At 66.0% G+C, this 24096-nt stretch carries 20 protein-coding genes; 14 read left to right on the top strand and 6 right to left on the bottom strand.

All coding sequences use genetic code 11. The features are described from left to right. The first annotated feature begins 62 nt into the window (after window positions 1-62). The 3 genes from ABIA36_RS18560 to ABIA36_RS18550 are packed head-to-tail and all read left to right on the top strand — an operon-like array spanning window position 63 to window position 2471. Window positions 63-800 (top strand): SDR family NAD(P)-dependent oxidoreductase, encoded by a 738-nt coding sequence (locus tag ABIA36_RS18560; RefSeq protein ID WP_369964051.1) that lies wholly within the window; start codon window positions 63-65, stop codon window positions 798-800. A 40-nt stretch (window positions 801-840) separates the two neighbouring features. Beyond that, on the top strand, window positions 841-1419 hold the full coding sequence (locus ABIA36_RS18555; protein WP_369964050.1) for a TetR/AcrR family transcriptional regulator: 579 nt from the start codon (window positions 841-843) through the stop codon (window positions 1417-1419). Window positions 1420-1454: 35 nt separating this feature from the next. Further along, a complete protein-coding gene (locus ABIA36_RS18550; RefSeq protein WP_369964049.1) occupies window positions 1455-2471 on the top strand; it encodes an isopenicillin N synthase family dioxygenase in 1017 nt (338 codons plus the stop codon). On the opposite strand, the gene ABIA36_RS18545 is transcribed toward ABIA36_RS18550, so the two are convergent. Beyond that, a complete protein-coding gene (locus ABIA36_RS18545) occupies window positions 2472-2900 on the bottom strand; it encodes an SRPBCC domain-containing protein (RefSeq protein ID WP_369964048.1) in 429 nt (142 codons plus the stop codon). After that, window positions 2897-4834, bottom strand: coding sequence for an FAD/NAD(P)-binding protein (locus ABIA36_RS18540; RefSeq protein ID WP_369964047.1), 1938 nt, complete (start codon window positions 4832-4834; stop codon window positions 2897-2899). Before ABIA36_RS18540 ends, ABIA36_RS18545 begins: the two co-directional genes overlap by 4 nt. 151 nt (window positions 4835-4985) lie before the next feature. Here ABIA36_RS18540 and ABIA36_RS18535 point away from each other — a divergent pair, with 151 nt between their 5' ends. The 9 genes from ABIA36_RS18535 (at window position 4986) to ABIA36_RS18495 (ending at window position 13648) form a co-directional block, all read left to right on the top strand. Further along, a complete protein-coding gene (locus ABIA36_RS18535; RefSeq protein WP_369964046.1) occupies window positions 4986-5498 on the top strand; it encodes a GNAT family N-acetyltransferase in 513 nt (170 codons plus the stop codon). After that, the gene (locus ABIA36_RS18530; RefSeq protein WP_369964045.1) at window positions 5495-6478 is read left to right on the top strand and encodes an amino acid ABC transporter permease; all 984 of its coding nucleotides are present in this window, start codon (window positions 5495-5497) and stop codon (window positions 6476-6478) included. The genes ABIA36_RS18535 and ABIA36_RS18530 overlap by 4 nt, the downstream gene beginning before the upstream one ends. Beyond that, on the top strand, window positions 6475-7233 hold the full coding sequence (locus ABIA36_RS18525) for an amino acid ABC transporter ATP-binding protein (RefSeq protein ID WP_369964044.1): 759 nt from the start codon (window positions 6475-6477) through the stop codon (window positions 7231-7233). Before ABIA36_RS18530 ends, ABIA36_RS18525 begins: the two co-directional genes overlap by 4 nt. Window positions 7234-7269: 36 nt before the next feature. After that, window positions 7270-8289, top strand: coding sequence for a transporter substrate-binding domain-containing protein (locus ABIA36_RS18520; protein WP_369964043.1), 1020 nt, complete (start codon window positions 7270-7272; stop codon window positions 8287-8289). Window positions 8290-8299: 10 nt separating this feature from the next. Next, a complete protein-coding gene (locus ABIA36_RS18515; protein WP_369964042.1) occupies window positions 8300-9121 on the top strand; it encodes a DUF1684 domain-containing protein in 822 nt (273 codons plus the stop codon). Beyond that, window positions 9118-10209 (top strand): LLM class flavin-dependent oxidoreductase, encoded by a 1092-nt coding sequence (locus tag ABIA36_RS18510; protein WP_369964041.1) that lies wholly within the window; start codon window positions 9118-9120, stop codon window positions 10207-10209. The genes ABIA36_RS18515 and ABIA36_RS18510 overlap by 4 nt, the downstream gene beginning before the upstream one ends. Next, window positions 10206-11564 (top strand): NtaA/DmoA family FMN-dependent monooxygenase, encoded by a 1359-nt coding sequence (locus ABIA36_RS18505; RefSeq protein ID WP_369964040.1) that lies wholly within the window; start codon window positions 10206-10208, stop codon window positions 11562-11564. The genes ABIA36_RS18510 and ABIA36_RS18505 overlap by 4 nt, the downstream gene beginning before the upstream one ends. Window positions 11565-11614: 50 nt before the next feature. Next, window positions 11615-12481, top strand: a complete 867-nt coding sequence (locus ABIA36_RS18500) for a GTP-binding protein LepA (protein ID WP_369964039.1) — start codon at window positions 11615-11617, stop codon at window positions 12479-12481. Between the two features lie 663 nt (window positions 12482-13144). Further along, the gene (locus ABIA36_RS18495; RefSeq protein ID WP_369964038.1) at window positions 13145-13648 is read left to right on the top strand and encodes a flavodoxin family protein; all 504 of its coding nucleotides are present in this window, start codon (window positions 13145-13147) and stop codon (window positions 13646-13648) included. A 34-nt stretch (window positions 13649-13682) separates the two neighbouring features. On the opposite strand, the gene ABIA36_RS18490 is transcribed toward ABIA36_RS18495, so the two are convergent. Further along, window positions 13683-14396 (bottom strand): hypothetical protein, encoded by a 714-nt coding sequence (locus ABIA36_RS18490; protein WP_369964037.1) that lies wholly within the window; start codon window positions 14394-14396, stop codon window positions 13683-13685. Between the two features lie 358 nt (window positions 14397-14754). Between ABIA36_RS18490 and ABIA36_RS18485 the strand changes: the two genes are divergently transcribed. Continuing rightward, window positions 14755-18825, top strand: a complete 4071-nt coding sequence (locus ABIA36_RS18485; RefSeq protein WP_369964036.1) for an NACHT domain-containing NTPase — start codon at window positions 14755-14757, stop codon at window positions 18823-18825. Window positions 18826-18877: 52 nt separating this feature from the next. Here the strand turns inward: ABIA36_RS18485 and ABIA36_RS18480 are convergent, their stop codons facing one another. Further along, a complete protein-coding gene (locus ABIA36_RS18480; RefSeq protein WP_369964035.1) occupies window positions 18878-19519 on the bottom strand; it encodes a hypothetical protein in 642 nt (213 codons plus the stop codon). Between the two features lie 118 nt (window positions 19520-19637). Between ABIA36_RS18480 and ABIA36_RS18475 the strand changes: the two genes are divergently transcribed. Beyond that, on the top strand, window positions 19638-20039 hold the full coding sequence (locus tag ABIA36_RS18475) for a hypothetical protein (RefSeq protein ID WP_369964034.1): 402 nt from the start codon (window positions 19638-19640) through the stop codon (window positions 20037-20039). Window positions 20040-20050: 11 nt separating this feature from the next. On the opposite strand, the gene ABIA36_RS18470 is transcribed toward ABIA36_RS18475, so the two are convergent. Further along, complete coding sequence (locus ABIA36_RS18470; RefSeq protein ID WP_369964033.1) at window positions 20051-22666, bottom strand: AAA family ATPase; 2616 nt, start codon at window positions 22664-22666, stop codon at window positions 20051-20053. Window positions 22667-23283: 617 nt separating this feature from the next. Next, a complete protein-coding gene (locus ABIA36_RS18465; protein ID WP_369964032.1) occupies window positions 23284-23559 on the bottom strand; it encodes a hypothetical protein in 276 nt (91 codons plus the stop codon). Window positions 23560-24096: the final 537 nt, after the last annotated feature.

The raw sequence follows: 24096 nt of genomic DNA, 5'->3' as shown, positions 1-24096 counted from the left end.
ATTAGACAGACCTGTCTAAAGTGTCTTTAGACAGATCGGTACAAACGTAAAGGATTGCTCTCATGGAAACCCAGAACTCCTGGTCGCTCGCAGGAAAGACGGCCCTCGTCACCGGCGCGACCTCCGGACTCGGGCGGGCTGCCGCCTTCCAGCTCGCCGCGCAGGGCGCGAACGTCGTCGTGCACGGCCGCAACGTCGACCGCGGCACGCAGGTCGTGGAAGAGATCGAGCTGGCCGGAGGCCGAGCGCGATTCGTCGCGGCCGACCTCTCCGACCCCGCCCAGGCTCTGCGATTGGCGGAGGACGCGGGCGAGGTCGACATCCTCATCAACAACGCCGGGCTCGCGTGGTTCGGGCCGAGCGACCAGCTCTCGGCGGAGACGCTCGGCGACCTGTTCACCGGGAACGTGGAGTCGGCCTACCTGCTGACCTCCCGGTTGGCCGCCGCCATGGCCGATCGAGGCGACGGTGCGGTCGTGAGCGTCTCCAGCATGGCCGCCAACGTGGGCCTCGCCGGCGGCGCGGCCTACAGCGCGACCAAGGCTGCGTTGTCCGCCCTCACCCGCGCCTGGGCCGCTGAGTTCAGCCCGCGTGGAGTCCGGGTCAACGCGGTCGCACCCGGCCCCGTCGCCACCCCGGGCGCGAAGGGGGACACTGCGGCACTGGGCGAGACGACCATCATGGGGCGCCCGGGGACCGACCAGGAGATCGCGGACGCCATCGGCTTCCTCGCCTCGCCGGCGGCGAGTTACATCACCGGCGTCACCCTGGCGGTCGACGGCGGCCGGGCGGCCATCTGACCGACGGGTTCGCCGGCGTCGAAAAGGTACAGTGAACCGGATGACCGATTCTCCGTCCAAGAAGCAGTCCGCGCGCGAACGACTGCTTCGCGCCAGCGACGAGTTGTTCTACACCGAGGGCATCCACACCGTCGGCATCGATCGCGTGCTCGAGAAGGCGCAGGTCGCCAAGGGATCGCTCTACTACAACTTCGAAGGCGGGAAGGACGAGCTCGTCTCCGCGTACCTGGCCGGTCGCCACGCCGCCTGGGAGAAGACCATCGACGACGGGATCGCATCAGCCGGGCCGGACCCTCGGGACCGCCTCCTCTCGATCTTCGACTCCCTCGGCATCCTCTTCGCGAAGCCCGATTACCGCGGCTGCGCATTCGTGAACGCGGTCGCGGAAGCCGAGCCGGGTGGCGTGGAAGAGGCGGCGAGCGAGAGGTTCCGCGACTGGCTCCACGGGCTCATCGGTGGACTCGTCGCCGAGCTCGGCGTCACCGATCCGGCCTGGACGACCCAGCAGCTGGTGATCCTCTACGACGGCGCCACGACGACCGCGCAGATGGACAAGCAGGTCTCAGCCGCCACGGCCGCACGGCGCATGGCGGCGCTGCTCATCGACGCGTCACGCTGAAGCGGCGACGATCGTCTCCGTGCGACGATGGAGGAATGGCTCTCGATGCGCTTCCCATCCTCGACATCTCGGAACTCGACCAGGGCGATGAGTCCGCGGCGGCTTTCCGCGACACGCTGCGGCAGGTCACGCACGACGTGGGGTTCTTCTACCTGGTCGGCCATGGCATCCCGCAGGAGCTGATCGACGAGGTCCTGGACGTCTCACGCCGGTTCTTCGACCTGCCCGAAGCCGAGAAGCTCGCGATCGAGAGCGTGCGCAGCCCGCAGTTCCGCGGGTACACGCGCACCGGTGAGGAGCTCACCAACGGGGAGGTCGACTGGCGCGAGCAGATCGACATCGGTGAAGAGCGCGAGACCGTGGATGGCGGCCCGGCCTTCCACAGGCTGGAGGGCCCGAACCTGTGGCCGGCCGCCCTCCCGCAGCTCGAGACCGCGATCACCGAGTGGCGCGAGCGGCTCAGCGCGCTGTCCCTGCGCCTCCTGCGTACGTGGGCTGTGGCACTGGGCTCCCCGGCGGACGTGTTCGACGACGCGTTCGCCGACCACCCCTTCTCGCTGATCAAGATCGTGCGCTACCCGGGGAGGAGCGCCGAGGTTCCCGAGCAGGGCGTGGGCGCGCACCGGGATGGCGGCGTTCTGACGCTGCTCCTCGTCGAACCGGGCAAGGGCGGCCTGCAGGTGGAGCACGAGGGCGCCTGGATCGACGCCCCCTCGATCCCCGGCGCATTCGTCGTCAACATCGGCGAGATGCTCGAGCTCGCCACCGACGGCTACCTGAAGGCGACCCTGCACCGCGTGGAGTCTCCGGCACTCGGAACGGACCGCATCTCCATCCCCTTCTTCTTCAACCCCGCGCTGGAGTCGACGATGCCGCGGCTGGAGTTGCCGCCGGAACTGAAGGCCGAGGCGCGCGGACTGTCCGCTGACCCCACGAACAACCCGATCCTCGAGACCTACGGCGACAACGCGCTCCGGTACCGGCTCCGAGCACACCCGAACGTGGCGGCCATCCATCACGCGGACCTGCTCAGCCCGCCGTCGGCGCCGTAGCTACACGGTTTCGCGGAGCCGGTCGAGGCGCCGGCTCAGGTCGAGGGTCAAGGGCTCCGACCGCGTTGTCGGGATCTTCCACCACACGGCCTGGACTCGGGACCCGGTCGGAGTCGGCTCGACGAAGAACTCCAGCTCCGAACCGGGGACGACGATGTGCGACGGCTGCACGGGATCCCAGGAGATCAGCACCCGGCGGCCCGGGACGAGGTCGAGGATGCGGCCCGTGGCGTTCTCGCCCGCGCGGGTGATCTCGTAGCCGCCGCCGCGCCGTGCGGTGACCCTCGCCCGATCGGCGAACCAGTGCGCGAGCTGGTACGGGTCGACGACCGCATTGAAAGCGATGCGAGACGGCCGGTCGAGGTCGATCCCCGCGCGCACTTCGAGCAGATACTCGCGCACTTCGAGCAGATACTCGTCGAATGTCATAGCGATTCCCCCGTGAGCGCGAGCGTCCGCGGAAGCACGGAGCGCTCGATGGAACTGTCCGCGGCTCGGCCGAGCTGCTGGATCACGGCGTGGGCCGCGCGATCGTTCTCGCGGAACGAGAGCGCGTTGGTGTTCGGGCGCGAGAACGCTCCCGCGAACGGCGCGTCCGTGAACGGCCCGATCGCCCACCGCCGCGGGTGCGGCCGGCCGGCCGCGTCGATGACGCGTGAGTCCGCCGGGTCGACGCGCAGCATCCCGTGACGGAAGGAGCCGACCGCCGAGACGGCGAGGTCGCGCAACGCGGCGTTGTCGGTCCGGTCCGCGTGCGCGGGCGGCAGCCAGGCGTCGATGAGCGCGTCCACGGCGATGCTGCCGTCGACGGAGGTGCTGGAGACGACGAAGCGACCCAGTCCCTCGTCCGCCTCGACGCTGATGTCCGCGCCGGCGAATTCGACGACACCGGCCTCGGAGAGCGCGATGAGTTCGGCGATGCGGTGTCCGGGTGGTCCGGACGCGACGTAGCTGAAGTAGGCCGGCCACCAACCGTGAAGGTCGCGGATCCTCGACTCCTCCGTCCACGCCGGTGAGGCGCTGACCGGCGCGAGCGCGAACATCGTCAGTAGCAGGGCGGTGAAGAGCCCGAGCGTTGCGCTGTGCTCGGGCGCCGTGCGTCGGTGGAGGTCGTCGTGGAGGTGCGCGCGGACCCAGCGCTGCAGTTCGTCCCGATCCGGGAATCGTGCCCCGGTCAGCGGGCGGTCGAAGAGGTCGAGGAGGAGATGGTCGGCGGGATCGGGAATCGCGTCCTCCAGCAGCGACCGGCACGCGTCCGAACGAGGATCGACGTCGTCGAGGTGGCTCCGGAAGTCCTCCCAGGCACGCGTGGTGCGCTCGGGATGACCGGTGAACAACTCGCGGTAGTAGCCGTGCAGCATCTCGCGTTCGACGAGCGGCCAGACGTCCCGGCGGAAGTCGAGTGCATCCGGCTGGCGCGTGAGGTGCGCCACAACGTCGGGGGTCAGATAGCGCAGCGACGGTGGTTCGCCGGCGAGCGTCGAGGAGATCTTCGAACGGTACGGGATGCCGCGTCGTGAGCCGAGGAGAAGCTTCGGCTCCCTGCCGCTCGGAAGGTACGCGAGCGCGTCGCCCGTGCGCACGTAACGCCCGCCCCGTCCCTCGGTGAGCAGGACGATCAGGTCGATGGCGGCCAGCCCCATCCCGCGAACGGCGACGACATCGTTGGGTCCGAACGCCGAGAGGTCGGCGTCGGCTGTGAACGCGGGAGGTTGGTAACGCAGGCCGTGCCGTTCCGCGAACCGGACGAGTTCGGCGGTCTCCCCGGCGGGCTCGCTTCCCGCGTGGCCGATCGCGTAGACGACCGCATCGGCGGTGAGTTCGTCCCCGCCGGCGAGCCGGACGAGTTCGTGGCCGTCGCCGGTCTCCACGGCGACGACGGTGTCCGTGCGGCGGATGACGACGGCGCGGTCGTCGAGCCCGGCAATGGCACGGCGGAGGAACCAGTCCAGGTAGTGGGCCTGCAGGCGTCGCGTCGGGAAGTCGCCGCGACGCAGGCGGGCGAGCTCCTCCGCCACGTGCGGGTCCACCTCCACGTCCTGGATCCGCCCGTCCCGGACGGCCTCGACCCACTCCAGCAGCGACGGACCTGGACGCACGGGCCCCTCGACCGCGCACGAGTCGTCCGTGAACATCGTGACGTCCTCCGCCATCGAGTTCAGCTTGAGCAGCGAGGACTGGTCCCGTCGCCAGATCCGGCCGGGGCCTGCCGGGAACGGATCGATGAGGTGCACCACGACCCGCGGTCGCTCGGCTGTGACCGAGCGTGCCGCCGCGAAGCGTTCCAGCCAGCCGACGGCGCGCGGGCCGGCGCCGATGACGACGACGGTGGTGAGCCCTGGAGGCGTGGAACGGGGGAGCATCCGGTCACCCTGCACTCGGCGGCCACCTCCCGGCAAGCGACCGTGACGGACTGTTTCGGCGCCCGACGCAATCCGTAACCGGGGTTGTCGCGCTGCGTGGAATGCGCCGTACGGTCGTCCGAACATCCGCTCACACCCCGCGAAAGGAGGCATGGTGACTGTCGCGAACGTCGACGCTGACGAGTTCCGCTATGTCCAGGCGACAGACGAGCTGGCCGGTCCGCTGCTGGCCGAGCTGGAGCTCGAATACGACACCCGCTACGGCGACTTCTTCGGCGAGCGGGCCTCCACCGAACTGAGCCGCTACCCCGCCGAGCTGTTCTCCGCCTCGCATGGCGGAGCGTTCGTCCTGCTGCTGCGCGGAGGCGTGCCCATCGCCGGCGGAGCGTTCAAGCGCGTCGACGACGAGACCGCGGAGCTCAAGCGCATCTGGACGAGTTCCGCCCATCGCCGTCAGGGTCTGGCGCGCCGGGTCGTGGAGGAGCTCGAGGCGGAGGCGGCGCGGCGCGGGTACACCCGGGTCTACCTGACGACCGGACCCCGCCAGCCGGAGGCGAAGGCGCTCTACCTCGCCGCCGGCTACAGCCCGCTCTTCGACACCACCCTTCCGGCCGAAGAGGTCGGGATCCACCCCTTTGAGAAGGACCTCGGAGGAGAACGATGAGCGCCGCCAGCCCGACGGTCCAGTCGGCCGCGATCAGCACCGGGGCGGCAACCAGCCCGCTGCCGGACGGAATCGACCTACGCCGCCTCGCCGAGCGCCCGGTCCTCCCGCTTCGTCACCCCGGCCGCTGGATCGCGGCGGCCCTGGTTCTCGTGCTCCTGCTCAACTTCGGGCAGACGCTGTTCACGAACCCGTCGTGGGAGTGGGCGAAGGTGGGCAAATGGCTGTTCAGCCCGGCCATCCTCACCGGCCTGCAACTGACCCTCGCGGCCACCGCCATCTCCGCGGTCGTCTCCTTCGCGGGCGGCATCGTCGTGGCGCTGGCCCGGCTGTCGGCCAACCCGGTGCTCAGCTCGGTGAGCTGGCTGTACGTCTGGCTGTTCCGGTCCGTGCCGCTGATCCTCGTGCTGATCTTCCTCTACAACCTCGGCAACCTGTACCCGACCATCGGGGTCGGCATCCCCTTCGGTCCGCAGGTCCAGGTGAAGACGGTGTCCGTGCTGTCCGACCTCACGCTCGGCGTCATCGGATTGAGCCTGAGCGAGATCGCGTACAGCTCCGAGATCGTGCGCGCCGGCATCCTCTCGGTCGACCAGGGCCAGCACGAGGCCGCGAAGTCGCTCGGTCTGCCGCGCGGTCGGCAGTTCCGCCGGATCGTGCTCCCCCAGGCGCTGCGGTCGATCGTCCCGGCCTACGTCAACCAGATCATCGGCCTGCTGAAAGCCAGTTCCCTGCTGTTCTATGTGTCGCTGCTCGACCTGTTCGGCGTCGTCCAGAACCTCGGCAGCACGTACCCGACCGACATCATCCCGCTGCTTGTGGTCGCCACGATCTGGTACCTCGTACTCACCAGCGTGGTCTCGGTGATCCAGTACTACGTCGAGCGCTTCTACGCACGCGGCGCGGTGCGGACGCTGCCGCCCACCCCGTTCCAGCGGCTGCGTCGCTGGACGCGGAACACGATCGGAGCACGCCCGTGAGCGCCGGAATCGAGATCGCGAACGCGACCAAGTCCTTCGGCGACCGACCCGTGCTCCGCGGAGTCGACCTGACGATCGAGGCCGGGACGGTCACCGTCATCCTCGGCCCGTCCGGTTCGGGCAAGTCCACGCTGCTGCGCGCCATCAACCATCTCGAACCGCTCGACGAGGGCTACGTCGTCGTCGGCGGCGAGCTGATCGGGGTGCGCGTCCACGGTGGCCGGCTGAAGGAGCTCAGCGAGCGCGCGATCCTCCGGCAGCGGGGCCGCATCGGGTTCGTCTTCCAGAACTTCAACCTGTTCCCGCACCTGACGATCCTCGAGAACGTGTCGGAGGCCCCGATCGCTTTGGGCACGCCTCCCGCGACCGCTCGCGAGCAGGCGCGCGCACTGCTGGAGCGGGTCGGCCTCTCGGACAAGGCGTCGGCCTACCCCCGGCAGCTCTCCGGAGGCCAGCAGCAGCGCGTCGCCATCGCCCGTGCGCTCGCACTGGAGCCGGAGGTGCTGCTGTTCGACGAGCCGACCTCCGCCCTGGACCCCGAGCTGGTCGGCGACGTGCTGGGCGTCATCCGCTCCCTCGCCGGCAGTGGCGTCACCCTCGTCGTCGTCACCCACGAGATCGGCTTCGCCCGCGAGGTCGCCGATCGCGTGGTGTTCCTCGACGACGGCGCCGTGGTCGAGCAGGGCCGCCCGTCCGACGTGCTCGACCACCCGCGCGAAACGCGCACCCGAGAGTTCCTGAGCCGCGTGCTCTGAACGCACCAGCCCCCATCCCCTCACCAAGGAGAAACCATGTCCCCCCGCATCACCCCACCCAGACGCCTGGTCGTCGCCGGGGCCGTCCTCGCGTCGGCCGCCCTCGTCGTCTCTCTCGCGGCCTGCTCCGGACAGGCGTCAGCCGAGAACGACGGATCCTCGAACGGCGGCGTCGCCATCGCCGCGCACACCAACGGCGCAGGCACCCCGACCACCATCCAGGTGGCGAAGGTCGCGAAGATCGCCGACGAGCTGCCCGCCACGGTGAAGTCGAGCGGCAAACTCGTGATCGGCGTCGGTGCACTGCCGGCCGGCTTCCCGCCGCTCGCGTTCACGGGCGACGACCAGAAGACGCTCACCGGCTCCGAGCCCGACCTCGGCCGCCTCGTCGCCGCCGTGCTCGGTCTGAAGCCCGACGTCAAGAACGCGACCTGGGACAACCTCTTCGTCGGCATCGACACCGGCGCGACCGACGTCGGCTTCTCGAACATCACCGACACCGAGCAGCGCAAGCAGAAGTACGACTTCGCCTCCTACCGCAAGGACGAGCTCGCCTTCACCGTGCTGAAGAAGAACACCTGGGAGTTCGGCGGCGACTACAAGAACCTGGCCGGCAAGACGATCGCCGTCAGCTCCGGCACCAACCAGGAGAAGATCCTGCTGGAGTGGAAGTCGAAGCTCGCAGCGGAGGGCAAGGACCTGACCATCAAGTACTACCCGGATGCGAACTCCACCTACCTCGCGCTCGACTCCGGCAAGATCGACGCCAACTTCGGGCCGAACCCGACAGCCGCGTACCAGAACACCCAGAGCGCGTCCTCGGCTAACCCCACCCGTACCGCCGGCACCTTCTCGGGCGCCGGGGAGACCCTCCAGGGACTGATCGCCGCCACGGTGAAGAAGGGCAGCGGCCTCGACAAGCCGATCGCCGACGCCATCAATTACCTGATCGACAACGGCCAGTACGCGAAGTGGCTGAAGGCGTACAACCTCACCAACGAGGGCCTGCCGACGTCCGAGATCAACCCGCCCGGGCTCCCGATCAGCAACCAGTGAGGTGACGACGATGACCATCGCATCAGAGACCACGACCACCGCTTTCGCGTCCGAGTGGAGGGTGTGGCACCAGGCCCACGAGGCCGACCGTGCCTCTGCCCACGGCTTCCTCGCCGTGACCGCGCTGCACTGGCTGACCGCGGAGCCGACCGCGTACGACGGCCTGCCCGGGCTGTGGTGGACCTCCGAGAACGGCCCGGTCGTGGAGCTCCGCGATGGTGAGTCCCTCCTCGTCGACGGCGACACGGTCGGGTGCCGTGTCGCCTTCGGCCCCATCCCGGAGCGGGGTGGGCGCGTCGCCGCCTTCGGGGACGTGGTGATCGAGATCGCGAAGCGCGGCGGGTCCGACCTGCTGCGCCCGCGGCATCCCGGTCATCCCACCCGCTCCGGGTACCGCGGGACCCCGGCCTACAGCCCCGATGAGGCGTGGGCGGTCGAGGGCCGCTTCGTCCCCTTCGACCAGCCGGTCGAGGTGACGGTCGGGTCGGTCGCCGAAGGCCTCCAGCACGTCTACGCCGCTCCGGGGGAGGTGGAGTTCTCCCACGATGGCGGCGTCCACCGGCTGACCGCCTTCAACGGGAGCACCCCCGGCTCGCTGTTCCTCCTGTTCACCGATGTGACCAGCGGTGTCACCACCTACGCGGCCAACCGCTCGCTGGCTGTCGCCGCACCTGACCGCGACGGGTCCGTCGTCCTCGACTTCAACCGTTCGGTCAACCTCCCGTGCGCGTACACCGACTTCGCGACCTGTCCGCTGCCGCCGGCCGGCAACCGGCTGGTGTTCCCGGTCGAGGCCGGCGAGAAGATCCCGCACGAGAGGAGCGCTAGATGAGCCGCGCGGACCAGCCGCTTTTTCTCGGGGTCGAGCTCGACGGCGATGGCGCGCACCCGGCGGCCTGGCGCGCCTCCTCGCACAGCCCGGTCGAGCTGCTCGGCGGGCGGGTGCACGCCGAGCGCGCACAGGAGGCCGAACGGGCTGGCTTTGCCTTCGCGACCTTCGCCGACTCGGCGGTGCCTCCGTCGGATCCCGACGGCATCTCCGCCCGGCTGGACGCGATCCAGCGGGCCGCGTTCGTCGCCCCGCTGACCAGCGCGATCGGTCTGGTCCCGGAGGCCGACACCGTCTACACCGAGCCGTTCCACGTCGCCACCCAGCTCGCGTCGCTCGACCACGCCTCGCGCGGGCGTGCCGGCTGGGTCGCCACCGCGGCGGACGACGCCGAGACGGCGGCGCTCTATGGGCGCGACGGGCAGCCGGGACGACCGCAGGATGCGGTGGAGGTGGCGCGCCGGCTCTGGGACTCGTGGGAGTACGACGCCGTGATCCGCGACGTCGCGACCGGCCGGTACCTCGACCGGGACCGGCTGCACCACATCCGCTTCACCGGCGACGACTACTCGATCGTGGGGCCGTCGATCGTGCCCCGATCGCCGCAAGGCGCCCTGCCGGTGTTCGGCGCGGCGGCCCTGGCCAGGACCGTCGACCTGGACGTCGCGCTCTTCGACGTGCGGCCCGGCAGCGCGGACGAGCTGATCGCGCGCGCGGCCGACACCGCGGCGCACCTGCGTTCGGCGGGCGCCCTCGCGGTTCTGAACCTCGAGTTCGCGCTCGACGCCGCGGGAGTCCCGGCGACCGAGCGGCTGCACGCCCTCGACGCCCGGACACCGTGGCCCGCGCACCGCGCGCGCTACACGGGAGCCGCCGACGGGCTCAGCGAGCTGATCGTCGCACTCGCTTCCGCCGTCGACGGCGTCCGCCTCCACCCGGCCGTGCTCGACGTCGACCTCACCGAGTTCCTGTTCGCCGTCGCGCCGCGCCTCCGCGACCGCATCCCGCTCGCCATCCCGCGCCCCGGCGACACCCTCCGCGCGACGCTGGGCCTTCCCGACGCCGTCAACCGCTACCAGGAGTCCGCATGACCGCACCGACCGTCCTCCGCTTCGGCGTCTTCTTCCAGGGCGTCAACTTCTCGACCGTGTGGACCGAACCGGAGAGCGGCTCCCAGCTCGACTTCGAGAGCTTCCGCCGCCTCGCGCAGACGGCCGAGCGCGGCCTGTTCTCCGCCTTCTTCCTCGGGGAGGGGCTCCGACTGCGCGAGCACCTCGGCCGCCTCCACCAGCTCGACGTCGCCGGCCGGCCCGACGCGCAGACGCAGCTGGCGGCGCTCGCCGCGGTCACCTCCCGCATCGGGCTGGTGGCCACGCAGAACACCACGTACAACGACCCGCTGGACCTCGCGCACCACTTCGCCAGCCTCGACCTGCTCTCCGGCGGCCGTGCCGCGTGGAACGTGGTGACGACGGACAACGCGTGGACGGGCGAGAACTTCCGGCGCGGCGGCTACCTCGACCACGCCGACCGCTACCGTCACGCGGAGGCTGTCGTGATCGCCGCAAAAGAGCTGTGGGCCGCCTGGGATGCCGAAATCGCCGACTCTCCGGACGCGGACGTGTGGAGCGCAGGCGCGCCGTCTCGCACGGTGGAGGTCGACACCGGGCACTACCGTGCGCGGGGGCGCAGCCGTCTCCCGCAGAGCCCGCAAGGACGCCCGGTGCTCTTCCAGGCCGGCGACTCGGCGGAGGGACGCGACTTCGCCGCCCGTCAGGCCGACGTCATCTTCTCGGCCCACAGCGCCTTCGACGACGCCCAGAGCTTCGCCGCGGACATCCGCCAGCGCACCCTGAAAGCCGGGCGCCCGGCCGGCGATGTGAGGATCTTCCCCGGCCAGGAGTTCATCCTCGCCGACACGGACGCGGAGGCGGAGGAGAAGGCGCGGTGGGTGCGCCGCAAGCAGGTCACCCCGCAGACCGCGATCGCGTTCATCGAGAACATCTGGGGCACCGACCTCAGCGCCTACCATCCGGACGGGCCGCTGCCCGACATCGACCCCGTCCAGGACGTGACGGGGGAGACGCGCGGCGCGGGCTTCCGCGCCGCCCAGGCCAAGAGCACCGCCGACGCCTGGCGTGAGCGCGCGCAGGCGGAGGGCCTCTCCATCCGCGAGCTGGTCATCCGCCTCAACTCGGGCCGCGGCTTCGTCGGCAGCCCGTCATCGGTGGCGGCCACCCTGCAGCGCTACGCCGACGCCGGGGTCGTCGACGGCTTCAACATCACCCCGTGGCTCATCCCGTCCGGCCTGGACGACATCGTCGACCGTCTCGTCCCCGAACTGCAGGAACGCGGCATCTACCCGACGGCCTACGAGGGGACCACGCTGCGGGAGAACCTCGGCCTCCGCCCGTACGACTCCGCGGCGGCACGCCGGACAGCCTGACGGCCGTCTCCACGCTGACACCGCGACGATGTCGGTCCATGATGGAGGTGATGACTGACCGCATCTCCCCGCAGAGGATCCTCGAGCACGTCCAGCGGCTCGGCGAGCAGCATCCGCCGATCGCTCTCGACTCGGTCGACCGTGAGGTCCGCGCACCGAAGGCCGTCGCGGATCGCTATGGCCACGTCATCGACTACCTCGCGCGGGTGGAGCTCGAGGTCGACCGGAACGTGCTGGAGCTGCTCGTGCTGCTGCCTGACGTGCACGAAGTCGACCGCATGTTCTACGCCGACGTGTGGCAGCCGCAGGAGATCCAGCACGGACTGATCCTCGACCGCCTGCAGCAGGATCTCGGCCGGCCGGCCGCCCAGCCCGAGCTCGCCGTCTCGTTCAAGATCAAGATCATGGGTGCCCTCGCGCACTTCTCGTCCATCCAGGACATCGCGCGGCTGCTCTACTACCTGACCGGCGCGAGTACCGAACGGCAGGCGGTGCTGGCGTACAACGTCCTCTTCGACGGGGTGCTGGACCTCGGCGAGGCCGCGATCGCCGAGACCATCATCAGCCCGATCCGCCGGCAGGAGCCCGGTCACTTCGCGTTCTACCGGATGAGCGCGACCCAACTCGTGCAGAGCGGCGAGCTCAAGCCGTGGCAGCTCTACCTGGCGCGCATCTTGAGGGAGAAGACCTACAACCTCGTCGGCACGAACGGCCAGGACCGCTATCGCGCTCAGATGGGCGGTGTGGCGACTGTGCTCGGGTTCGCCGACGATCTCGAGAAGTACGCACGCGAGGTCGGCCGTATCGAAGCGCAGCTGCTCTGGGCGGAGCAGAGCGGCATGGAGTTCCCCCCGTACGTGCTCAAGGCGCTGAAGGAGAGCATCGACCTCTACCGGGAACGCGGGTTCGACGCCTGAAGTCAACCAAAAACCCCCGGATTCCATATGGGACCGGGGATTTTTATCTGGTGGCTCCGACCGGCATCGATCCGGTGACCTTTCGATTTTCAGTCGAAATCGGGGCGTGATATAGGCCCTCGTACGGTGACACATCGTTGATTTTCCGCGGAAAGCGATGCTCTGAGATCACGATAGATCGCATTGAATCTCGGACGTTTGTAGTCAAAATGTAGTCACGCGGCCAGTCCGGGATCGCTCGATCGAGATGAGTGATGCGAGATGCATCCCCTCCCGCATCCAATCCTCCGGGTGCTTGCGGGCGTGGAGTTCCGCTGCGTCATCACAGTTCCGGGGCAGGTCGCCTCTCGATGGCAGTTCCATTCGTGTCGGCGAATCCGCGGTGATGGGCCAGCGGGACAACCATGACGTTCGACGAGCGATGAACTGGCTGCGATGGGACCAACTGCCCCTCGAAGCGCTACGGCCGGGAGCAGGCTCGAGTGGAGGCAGACTGGCGATCGCATGGCTATCGACGAAGTGTTCCGCTTCCTTGGTACAACGTGAGGCCGACTCGCGGTTGAGCCGCGATCGCCGGCCAAAGGCTCGGCGAGCCACGCTCCCAGGTAAGAGGTCTTTCGGGGTGGGACGGAGGGGAGCTACTGTGTGCCGAGAGGGGGGACGATGCATGTAGTGGTCGTGTTCGAGACGCTGTGGGGGAACACCGAGCAGGTCGCCCGTGAGATCGCCGCCGGGATCGGGGCTGATCGCACGGATGTAGTGGATGCCGTGTCCGCTCCGGCGGAATTGGGCGCAGATGTCGATCTGCTCGTGGTCGGGGGTCCGACTCACGCCTTTTCGATGTCGACGGCCTCGACGCGCGAGGCGGCCAGACAACAAGGTGCCGTACACATTCCTTCACGAGGCATCCGGGAGTGGATCGAGGCCCATTCTTCGGCAGAGCGAGCGGTCCTGGTAGCAACTTTCGACACGAGGGTCACCACACCGCGCCTTCCTGGATCGGCGGCGAAGAAGGCCATGAAGCGACTCGTGGCGCTCGGTTTTCGGCCTTCGGCCAAGCCGGAGACGTTCGGCGTCCATGGGTACTCGGGTCCCGTCACCGCGGGGGAGCTGGAACGCGCCCGTCGGTGGGGCGAGGAGCTGGCGGCGAAGATCCCGACGACCTGAATAGCGATCGGATCAGTGCCTGTGGCGTCGGCCGTCAGAGAGCGTCCGAATGGCCCGGGTTCCGCGCGCCGTGGAGTGACGCTGGAACCTCCTGGCGCACGCGTCGGCTCTCTGAAAGGGGTCTTACTGTCATCAGAATCGCGACGGCAGTCAGCCAAATGAGGTACGCCGGGTAAGGCAGGAATGCAGATACCCATCCGCCTGGTGCCAGAGGTCCGCTGCCGGCGATCATGCCGAAGAGCGGCACGATCTCCAGAAGCGCCGCAGCGATCGACAGCCAGCCGATCCACGACGCGAACGCATGACGCGTGAAGGTGAGCACGGCGACAGCCACCAGCATGACAGCCAGCGGCAGGCCGGCAACCAAGAACAGGGCGTCGTCGAGTGCAGCGAGAGCCGTCGAAGGCGTCTCGAGCGTCAACGCCTCCTGCACCGATAAGGCGATGAGCGTGACGGTGCTCGACCCGACCCCCGCGACCAGAGCCAGGACCGCGAGCGACCCGTCGCCGCCCTCGGCCGCGGCCAGGCGGGACCTCATCCCCGCCAGAAACCAGAACAGGAACGCCGCGCCGAGGACGAAGAGCAACGTCTGGATGCGCACGGGGCCGGCCTGATCCTGAAAGTGACGGATCGTCGCCGCGCCCGTACCCCCTCGGGCGATGCCGCGTTCGAACACTTCCGCGAGGAGTCCGATCCCCACCGACACCAAGCCCGCAACCCCGCCCTGTCGTTCGATGCTCCACGTCATGCCGTAATCATCGGCCGCCGCGGCCCGTCCCGGCAGAGTCGAAAGACCCGCCACGAAGGACCGATCCAGCGAGCACCGTAGGCGATTGGCCGCAACTGGGACAGCAGCTTCCTAAACTTCGGGAAGCTGAAGTTCTACCATTGAACTACACTCGCGCGGCCCGGAATCCCAGATAAACACTGGGAAGTCAGGCTGCGGCGCAGCCTACCCGGTCAATGGTTTTTGGCCAAACTCACCGTTTACTCACCGCTTTGGGATTTCGTCGCTTCTCGACCATCAGATGGTTCCCGGGAATGAACGCCGGACTTGCGCGCGATTGGCACGCGGCGTCGGCAAAATGGATCGCTAAGTTTGGAAGATGATCGTGGAGCAGCGATTCGTCGGAAAGGTAGCGGTCCGGGGCGATTTCACGCCTGAGGACGACCACGCCCTTCACGGCATCGAACCGCTTTTGTCGCTGATTTCGCGGAAGGCGTCTCTCGTTCTGGGAGAACCTGGCTCAGGAAAATCTACAGCGGTCAGGTGCCTCGCGGACTCAATCCGTGACTCGGGTGCCAACACTCGCAGCTCGTTGCTCGACCTTAAGCAGTGCTACTCGTCCGAATCGCTAGAACGCGATTTTGCGAGCTTACCTGAACCCATCCCAGGAGTAGACAACATACTTCTCCTGGACAGCATCGATGAGATACCCACCCTGATCAATCGATCGGTCGCCTTTTTTGAGCGGAAGATTCCACACCTTATTGACAAGGGCTGGCGAGTTATCGCGATGAGTCGGACGGCTGAGACAGTCGCTGCGCTTGGGGATCTTTTCGAGGAAATGGAGCAAGAAGCACTACACACGCTTCTTCCCTTGCGACGCTCGGACGCGTGGTCGATCGTTTCCTCGTTTGGTATCAACGCAGATGATCTGCTTGCGCATCTGGAACTGCGTTCGCTCGGGTCCCTCGCATCGCTCCCGTTTATGCTCAGGCTCCTCTGCGAGATGTATGTAGATAGCGGCACCGTCGGAGAGTCCCGGACCGAGATTCTTGAGAATGCGGTTCCGCGCCTTTTGGCACGAGCGTCGCGCGAGGAACAGCCGGCGTTGCCCCCGTCGCGAGCGCGCGCGGCCGCCGAGCGCATCGCGTTGTATGCGACGGTCAGTCCATCCAACGGCATATCTCTTTTTGTTCCCGGTCAGGATCTGTCGGGACTGTCGTTGGAAGGCGTTGAGGGTTCGCAGCCCCTCAAGGATGGCGAGGTATTCGACATCACATTCGCGGATATGCAATGGCTATTACACGCCCCACTCTTTGCCGAAGCTGGCCCCAGCCAGCGCCAGTTCATCCATCGCTCCGTCCGTGACTATCTTGCTGCCAACGCCGTCCGAAATCTTGATGTCCGACCCGAGCTTCTGCGGAGCCTGATCACGACGTCGGATGGGGGGCGCTCAATCCCGCCTCAGATGCTGGGTCTCGCAACGGATCTCCTCGCCATCTCAACGCGGCATGACTGGCTTGTCCAATGCGATCCATTTAGCCTGGCCAAGAACGGCGTCGCCAGAGAGAGATCCGACCTGGCGCCGATGATCGTTGAGGCCCTACTGCGCGACGCCGACGGGGAGGAGGTGTTGCTACGTTTTCAAGACACCTTGAGCGACCTCGATCATTCCGGGCTAGTTGAACAATTGAAGCCCGCTCTCGCCGGACGTGATTCCGAGCGCGTAGTCGCGCTCAGAATTCTCCGTGACTCGTATGTCCCGGGCCTTGAGACCGAACTGCTCAGATTGGTCTACAGCCGTGAGGGTCACTATCGCGTCAGGAAGCTTGCCGCCGATGTACTCGCCTCGCAGCGCAAGATTGACCTCGTTGACATCTCGCGGCTTTCGGACAGTTTCTTCGAAGGCGACAGTGACGACGAACTTCGGGGCGCGTTGCTGAATCACTTGTGGCCGACCCACCTCGAGACGCGAGCAGTCCTAGACCTTCTTGTACGCCCGGCGCCCCACTTCCTAGGTTCGTACTCGATGTTCCTTCACCGATTTGGTCGTGAGTTGGACAGGCGGTCCGCAGAAGCGGTCGCGCGATGGCACGCCCACGAATTGAGATCTGCGTCACTGCATCCCGAAGGCCGGTTTGTGCTGGGCCGCCGCATGCGGGAGCTTGCGGATGAGGCAGTTCAACGCCTTATCCCTCTCCCTCGAGATACCGGCTTGCGCGACGACATCGCGGACTTGCTGAACGACCGAATACTGCAGCATGAGACGGCATATCCCCTCGCAATCGATGACCTCGATGAGGACGATTGGGAGGACATGCTCTTGCGCCAGTTGCGCCGAATCCGGGAGATTCCTCACGGCTGGTACTCGGTGGTTACAGCCTTCGACGCCCATAAGGTCCCGGTCGTAGGTCCGCATCGAATCGACTGGCTACTGAGTCAGCTAGATCACAGCGGAAGTGATAGGCCACGCTGGCTTGAGGTGATTCAGTTCGTGTCGCAGCCATACGACCCCCATACTTTCGAACTCTTTTGGGGGCGCCAAGGCACTGACGTCTGGGAAGCGATGCGGGGGTATTACGAGCCAATAGAGCTCACAAGTGACCTCGCGGCGCATTTCAGGGATGCGGCGGCTCGTGCTCGAGAGATGAAACGTGGAACAGAGGCCGAATCAGTCCCTCGCGAGCGATTCATTACGGCGGTACGTGATTTGCTAGTTGGGATCGAGAGCGATCCCGGTAGATTCTGGATTCTCGCCCGCTGGCTTGGTCTCGATGAATCGCTAGGTAGATGGGACACCCCCGGTCCAACAGATGTCTTGGCGGCTGAAGGTATCGATCTCCTGTCAGTTTCAGAACGTGAGCAGGTACTCGAGGCAGCGAGACGCTATCTCGATGTCTACTCCGGGGTCGCGCCCAAACGAATTCGACTCAACGTCATCTACTTCTCGTCGCTTGCGGCTTTCCGCGCATTGCACACAGTTATGGTGCACTGCGGTGAGGGCGGGCTCAACGCAGTGCTCGGGACAAACCCAAGACACTTCGTCGCTGCGATTCTCGAGTACCCCGCCTACGATTCAACCCGAGACGAGGTGAGCGGCACCCGGCGGCGTGTTCTGAGGCTCGTGAGAGACGCGGACGCCCAGGCATTCAGAGCGAGTGTACGTAGGTACCTCGAACGCTGCGGATCGGCGCCTCGTGAGACATCGGCGGTATCGGATCTCGAGCACGTCCTTGGGAAGCGCTATTCCACATTAGTGCGTTCTGTACTTGACTCAGCCACCTTCCACTTGGATGAACTGCTGGGACTGCTGTTCGCGGTGGACGCCGACAGAGCCCAGGAGTGGTGCGTCGAGCAGCTGAACCATTCGGACAACATTGACCGCCTTGTGGAAGCGCTTTCTGGACTATTAAGCCGCTACCCGGTCGTAGCAACCCACCAGATCATTGAATTGGTTCGTGGGAGACCCGAGCAGGCTGCTTCGGCGCTGCTGCAGTTCGCTGTGACTGAACGATTTGAAAGAGCTCGTTGGGTCCGCGTCCCAGAGATGGACCGCATGATGCTCTACGAAGCGCTCGTGGACCTACTTCCCACGTCGCCAGAGGGTGGCTTCGAGGCAGGCCCCGAAGATGAGCTTGCCTTCCGGCGGGTCACGCCCCAAGACGAGTTCGCTCGCTGGACCGACAGCCTGATCACACAGGTAGCAAGAGCTGGAACCTCCGCTTCGCTGGACGCCATTCGAGATCTCGCTCAGCGCCGACCCGATTTGGGTGTCGGCCACTATGTCGCGTTGGCACGCGAGGCGCTTCGAATAAATGGGTGGCGTCCCCTAGCGCTCCAGGAGTTCCTTGCAATCGCGAGCGGGAATCCAGCCCAAATCATTCGTAGCACTGACGATGCGCTCGAGGCAGTGATTCACGAACTCGATGTCCTCTATCGATGGCTGACGGGCGAGACACCGCAGGCCTTCGCCCTGTGGAACGTTAGCCGTGATAGCCAGAGTAAGAATCCGAAAGATGAAAACACGATCTCAGACTGGTACTGCCATGGGCTCAGGACTCGGCTGAGTTCAGTCGGCTTGATCGTTAACCGCGAAGTAGAAGTGCGGAACAACGGCCGTGGGGTCGGTCACAGGCAGGATATACGGATTGAGCTGGTGGACACCGCTGCTGGTGAAACGTATACGATCGTCGTCGAGGTTAAGGGAAGCTGGAATCCTGAGGTTCGTACCAGCCTGCCAACCCAGCTAGCCGATGACTACCTACGGCGAGGCAACCTGACGCACGGCGTCTTTCTGGTCGTAGATTTTTCGGGCGGACCCATAAGCAATTCGCGGAAGCAGAGCGCCTCCTTGCGCCACATGAGGGGCCTCGAAGAGGCGTTAGCGATACAGGTAGAGAGCCTTCCATCCGAACTTCGAGTCGTTCCGGTAATCCACGCCGTGCCATGAGTCTTCCTGCGCTCGCGGCGGTGCTTGCCAGCGCGCAGCCAATTGGGTTTGTCTAGCCGATTCGTACCCCTGCGAGCGTCAGTGCCGTCTGGGTAACCCAGGCGGTCCCACTTACCAATGCGACCGTCAGCCAAGCGGGCGATGTTAATGCGAGAACCCATCTGACCGCGATCGGACCCAGGTGAGGTGGCTCCAACGGCCGCAAGGTAAATCGAATCGCGCGCGACACCGCTCCAAGTCTGCCGTCTGGCCCTAACCGCCAAATGTCGAGAGTAAGTCCTGCCCCGAACCACAACCCGGCCAGTGCAACGGCAAGGAGGAACACCGTCTTTAGGAGGCTGCCCGTCTGGCCAATATGAAGGCCCGCGGAATCGGACTTGACCTGCGCACCAACCAGGGCGCCGACGAACGAGGAGACGCAGAGTAGCGCCGCCGCCCAAAGAAACTTGGCGAGCGTTTCGATTCGGCCGATCAGGTGGCTTCGCTCACGGAGAGGCTGAAGTGGCGGCGCTGCGAATAGGACGGCCAAAGCCACCAATACAGTCGCGCCTAGCCAGCCGCGGCCAACACCGAGTGCCCACTCGCCTGGAGAGAAGATGGCGGCCAGAATCACTGAAACCACGACAACGGTTAGAACCGGGCCGGGAGCCAGCAACGATAGCCCCATTGCCTTGCGCGACTGCTCAGTTGCCATCCTGCTCCTTGTTCTAGTCGGCCAGTCATCAAGGTAGTCGAGGCCAAAGACATGGCTAGTCCGCCCATCCGTTTATGGACGGAGTGTCCGCAGCGGAGGTGTCGGGCAGACTAGTCGAGTGGAACGCGAACGACCCGCACCGATGCCTTTTGGCGCGTCGGGCGAAGACGCGATAGAGCTGAGCCGTCGATGGATGGTCTTTCTGGGCGCGCATGACGTGGTGGTTGCGAGGAATGGTGAGCGGAAACTCTGTGACCTTTACAGCCGTCGCTATCTAGCCTGGGTAACTGACGAGCGTGGCAACGTGGATACGGCCGCGGTAGATCGTGCGGCTGCGGTCGCGACATCCGATGGCCGGATACCGCTGGTGTTCATCCCCGGCGGTGTTCGACCTGTCGCCAGAGAGCGTGCTGATTCGCTCGGTGTCGCTCTACTTCGCTATCGCGCCAACGACGGCGCGCTTGACGGTGTAAATGCCCTCGGTAGGCAGCTCCGTGCGGACGGTCTGATTGCGGGCTGATGCAAGCCCAATCAGAGCGAGCGTGAGGCCTCGACACTCTGGCGGCCTGCGCCAACGACGGAACCCGTCGTTCTTTGAGCAGCACGGCTGAGTTCGACTCGCGCAGCCGCGCGAGAGGCTTCGAGGGTCTCTTCGATGGCTCCTCGCTGCATCATCTCGATCAACTGAGACTTCGCAGACGCTTCGCTCGCCGCCACCACGATGACCGAATTGTCGACCTTGCCACGCGTAAGCCCCACGTACAGTCCAGCTGCGTCTACACCCGGGCCCACGATGGAAAGGTCAGTGGTCTCACCTTGCACGCCGTACACGGTTGATGCGTATCCGAGGTGTAGATGTGAGCCGGCGTAGCTGTGGCTGACGTTCCGAAGGTCTGACGAATCAGTCGTCGAAGCGAGCACCACCTTGTCGGGAGTGACTTTTTTCACGATCCAGCTCTGGCGATTCTGCACATCCGCGGAACCGTCATTGCGACGCGTCTGGACGACGTCGCCAACGAAGATGACTTGACCGGCCTGGCCAACCACACAGGTGTTGGTCTTGATCGCCCGGATCGCGATACGACGAGCCTGTATACCTTCGCTCACTGATTGGGCCTCGGTATGAGTCGCCGTCACGAGTGCGATCGACTTCCCACTCTGATGCGCCTCGAACCAGCCGTCGATCATTGCTTCGCGCGCCGCTGCGTCGCCGTCTGCAAGCACTACGTGTCGGGTGTCGACGAGATCGTCTGCGACACCGGCTGCAACCTCATTGTCTCGCGGGTCTCGAAGGCGGAGACTGAGGTCCGCCCACATTGGATCCTTGTATCGATGGATGGTGGTGAGCTCGACCTGGTCAGCAGCGTATCGCCAGAAGAGTGCCATCGCACCTGAGTGTCCAACTGGGAGTGCTTGGCGTTCGTCGCCGACGAGGGCCGCGCCCGCCCCGGTCCGGTTTAGAACGTCGATGAGGGCGCTGGCAGATTCGAGGTCGAGCATGCCAGCCTCATCGACGACGATCCGATCGCCGGGCCGGATCCTCATCCGAGGACCCGCATAGGTTCCCCCGGTCAGCGTGTCAAAGTCCCCAGCGTTCAGGCATGTCCAGGTCGTTGCACCTGTCTCGGCTGTTGTCCATCGCCAGCCGTAATCAAAGAGAAGCTGGTGGAGCGAAGACGCCGCGCTTCGAGTCTCACGGCCGGCGACGTCTGATGCCTTCTTCGTCGGAGCAACGATGATCATGTTGCGACCGTGGCGACGTAATGCCGCGTTGGCCACCTTGAGCATTGTGGTCTTACCGGTCCCCGCGGCTCCGGAGACAGTGACAGTGCGCGAGGTCCCTGCGATTGCCGTCGCGCCATCGACCTGACCATCGTCAAGCGTGCGCTCAGGTTCCACCACGCCAGCGATAGCCCTGACCTCGTCCGGGTCCATCGTCGTACCCGTCGCCGAGAGCGCTTCAATCCTGTGTGCGAGCACTGCCTTGAGCGTTGCGGTCTTTGTCGCCATAAGGCTTTTAATGTGGCCCGGGATGTTGGCGTCCGACAACAGGGTGACGGTGTGCGTTCGTTGTGCCGTTGCCACGACCGCTGTTTCGACGGACTCCAAGTCCGCCCGAGTAGCCACGACGCCGGTCGCCGCGATCGCGCGGATTGCGCCAGCCCTGACGTCCAATATGCTGAATCGGCCCCCAGTTCCAGTGGAGCGTGCGTCCGCATCCACGACAGCTCTTGCGGCGAGCAACTCGATGTCGAGGTCGCCGATCGATACTGAAGGTGCGTCGATGGGGGAGCGCTCCCGCGGGAGCGCGGGGTCGGCCGCGGCAAGCTCTTCGCGGATGAGCTGGGCCCAGTCGTCTTCGTGCAGGTCGCTTGGCTTGTTCGGTCGGCCGGCAGCCCATGCCCAACGGTCGATCTGGTTCAGCACATCATGGGAGGGCTCCTGACCGGGGTGACGTTCTTTCCACCAGCCAGTGCGAGCGACCTTGTTGGCTTCGATCTGCGCGGAACGCTTCGAGAGCGGACGCACAAGGTGCTGCAGTTGGGTGATCTCCCCGTCCTTGTCGAGGGTGAATCCTTTCGCGGCGAGAGCCCGTATCCAGGCGGGGTCGGTGCGGGTGGCGAGGTCGCCCTCAGCGTTGATCACGTTCTGGAAACGCAACGCGACCCGGGTGTCGATGTTGGACCATTTGCCGTCGGCGCCTTGGACTTTGACGTTCAACCAGAGGTGGCGGTGCTTGTGCGGATCAAGCGACCGGGATCGTTCATGGCGGAGCTCGACGACCTCGATCCGAACGAGGTCTTCGCGGATGGCGCCGCCCTTGCCGCGGCGAGCGTTGAGCTCCGCCTGCCACAGTTTGATGATCCGGTCACGGAGGCGGTCTTGGAGGTCTTCGTAGGCGGCGGCCAAGTCGGGGTCGAGCATGGCGGCGATCGAGAACGACTTCGGTGCGTTGATCGTCGCATCCAGAATCAGGTCCGCCACCGGGGACTCAAGGTCGCGTCCGCGTCGTTGCCCGGTGAGGGGGTCGAGCCCATCAGCCCATTGCTTCAACTGGTCCCGGGTGAGGAGGTCGTCGCGGATGATCCCGTTCTCGATGATGTACCGGGTCATGAGTGCGTCGGCGTAGCTGGCGGCGGCGATCACACCGTTGGCAGTTTTGGCGGTGAGGGTGGCGTCGCAGACACCGCTGAAGGCGTAGTTGACCGCTTGCTTGACCCCGTGTGACTGCTGTCCCCGCTTCCATCTGGCTACTCCGCCTCGCACCTGCACACCTCCCTCGCAACTGGGGCTTCCAAATTGGACGGTCTTGTCCTTATTCGATTGGACCTTTCACTTAGTACTTCCGGTTCGGCGCTGTCTTTGGCGCGCGGGGGGCGCGCATCGGCAGTTCTCCGGGAAGTCGCTCCTTCCCGGGCGACCGGTGACCGAATGGATCCGGCTTCGGCGCGCAATTGCATCGGTAGGCAAACTGTCGCTCGCCGGCGTGGGATCCGATTCAGTTACGGTGCGCACATCCTCCGAGTGCCAGCTACTCTTGCCGCGCCAGCGGCTCGCGGAGCGGCCGTGCGGCGAGCTGGGCCGCGGAGCTGAACCTGAAACCAATGCCCTCATACCTACACGTTGTGTTTCCGAGGTGGTTTCGGCGCGCAAATCCAAAATTCGTCGGAAACTAGCAGCGCCAGGGCGCGACGATGCGGTGCGGCCGTCGACGGAAGTGCATCGTTTGATCCGGCTGTCTGGCCGGGTCGGGGGTCGATTGACTAGACGCGTGTCGGGACTGGGGTGGGTTCCTCTCGAGCGAGTCGCGCGAGGTTGACGAAGGGTACACACGCGGCCTCGGCGGTGAGCGCAGCGAGCCATCCGATCGGGCTGCTCGGGTCAGCGGCGACCGCCCACCCATCCATGACGTATCGGCTGACGATCTCCACACACTCCTGCTTCTCAGCAGCGGCCGGATTCGTGGAGCCTTCTACGCCGATGAGTCCGCGTTGCAGTTCCGGGTCCATGTTGTTGGTGTCGATGATGAATACCCGCATCCCGCTCACCCCCTCGGGGGTCGTTCGTTTTGAGTGCCTTTCCGGCGGGTGATCGAGAGCGAGTGGAAGGTGCGCAGTGCCGGGACTGTGGAGTACCGGGGGAGCGCAGCGGAGGAGGATACGCCGCGAAAGCCCGGCACGGAGCACCGGGAGGGAGCTACGATCGGGCGGCGGAAAGGCCCTCAAACCCAACAACGCAGCGCCGTGTGCGGTGGTCCCGCCCAGCGGCCCCTGAGGACACAAATGTGGCCCCGTCATCGTCTCGGGTAACGACGCGGGGCCCGGTACTGAGGCACCTTGCATCGGCCGGTCGAGCAGCCCCAAGTAGACGCCTTCGTCCACGTGGATCAGGGCCGATACGGATCGCTCGACTCTAGACCCGCTCGGATCAGGGCAACCAGGTTGACGCTGGACCCGGTTGAACAGGGCCGATACGGATCGCTCGACTCTAGACCCGCTCGGATCAGGGCAACCAGGTTGACGCTGGACCCGGTTGAACAGGGCCGACACTTAAGTGCCTGCGTGCATTGGCTCTTG

Source organism: Leifsonia sp. EB34, from assembly GCF_041260585.1.
Taxonomy (GTDB): Bacteria; Actinomycetota; Actinomycetes; order Actinomycetales; family Microbacteriaceae; genus Leifsonia.
This window is presented reverse-complemented; position numbering and strand designations above follow the sequence as displayed.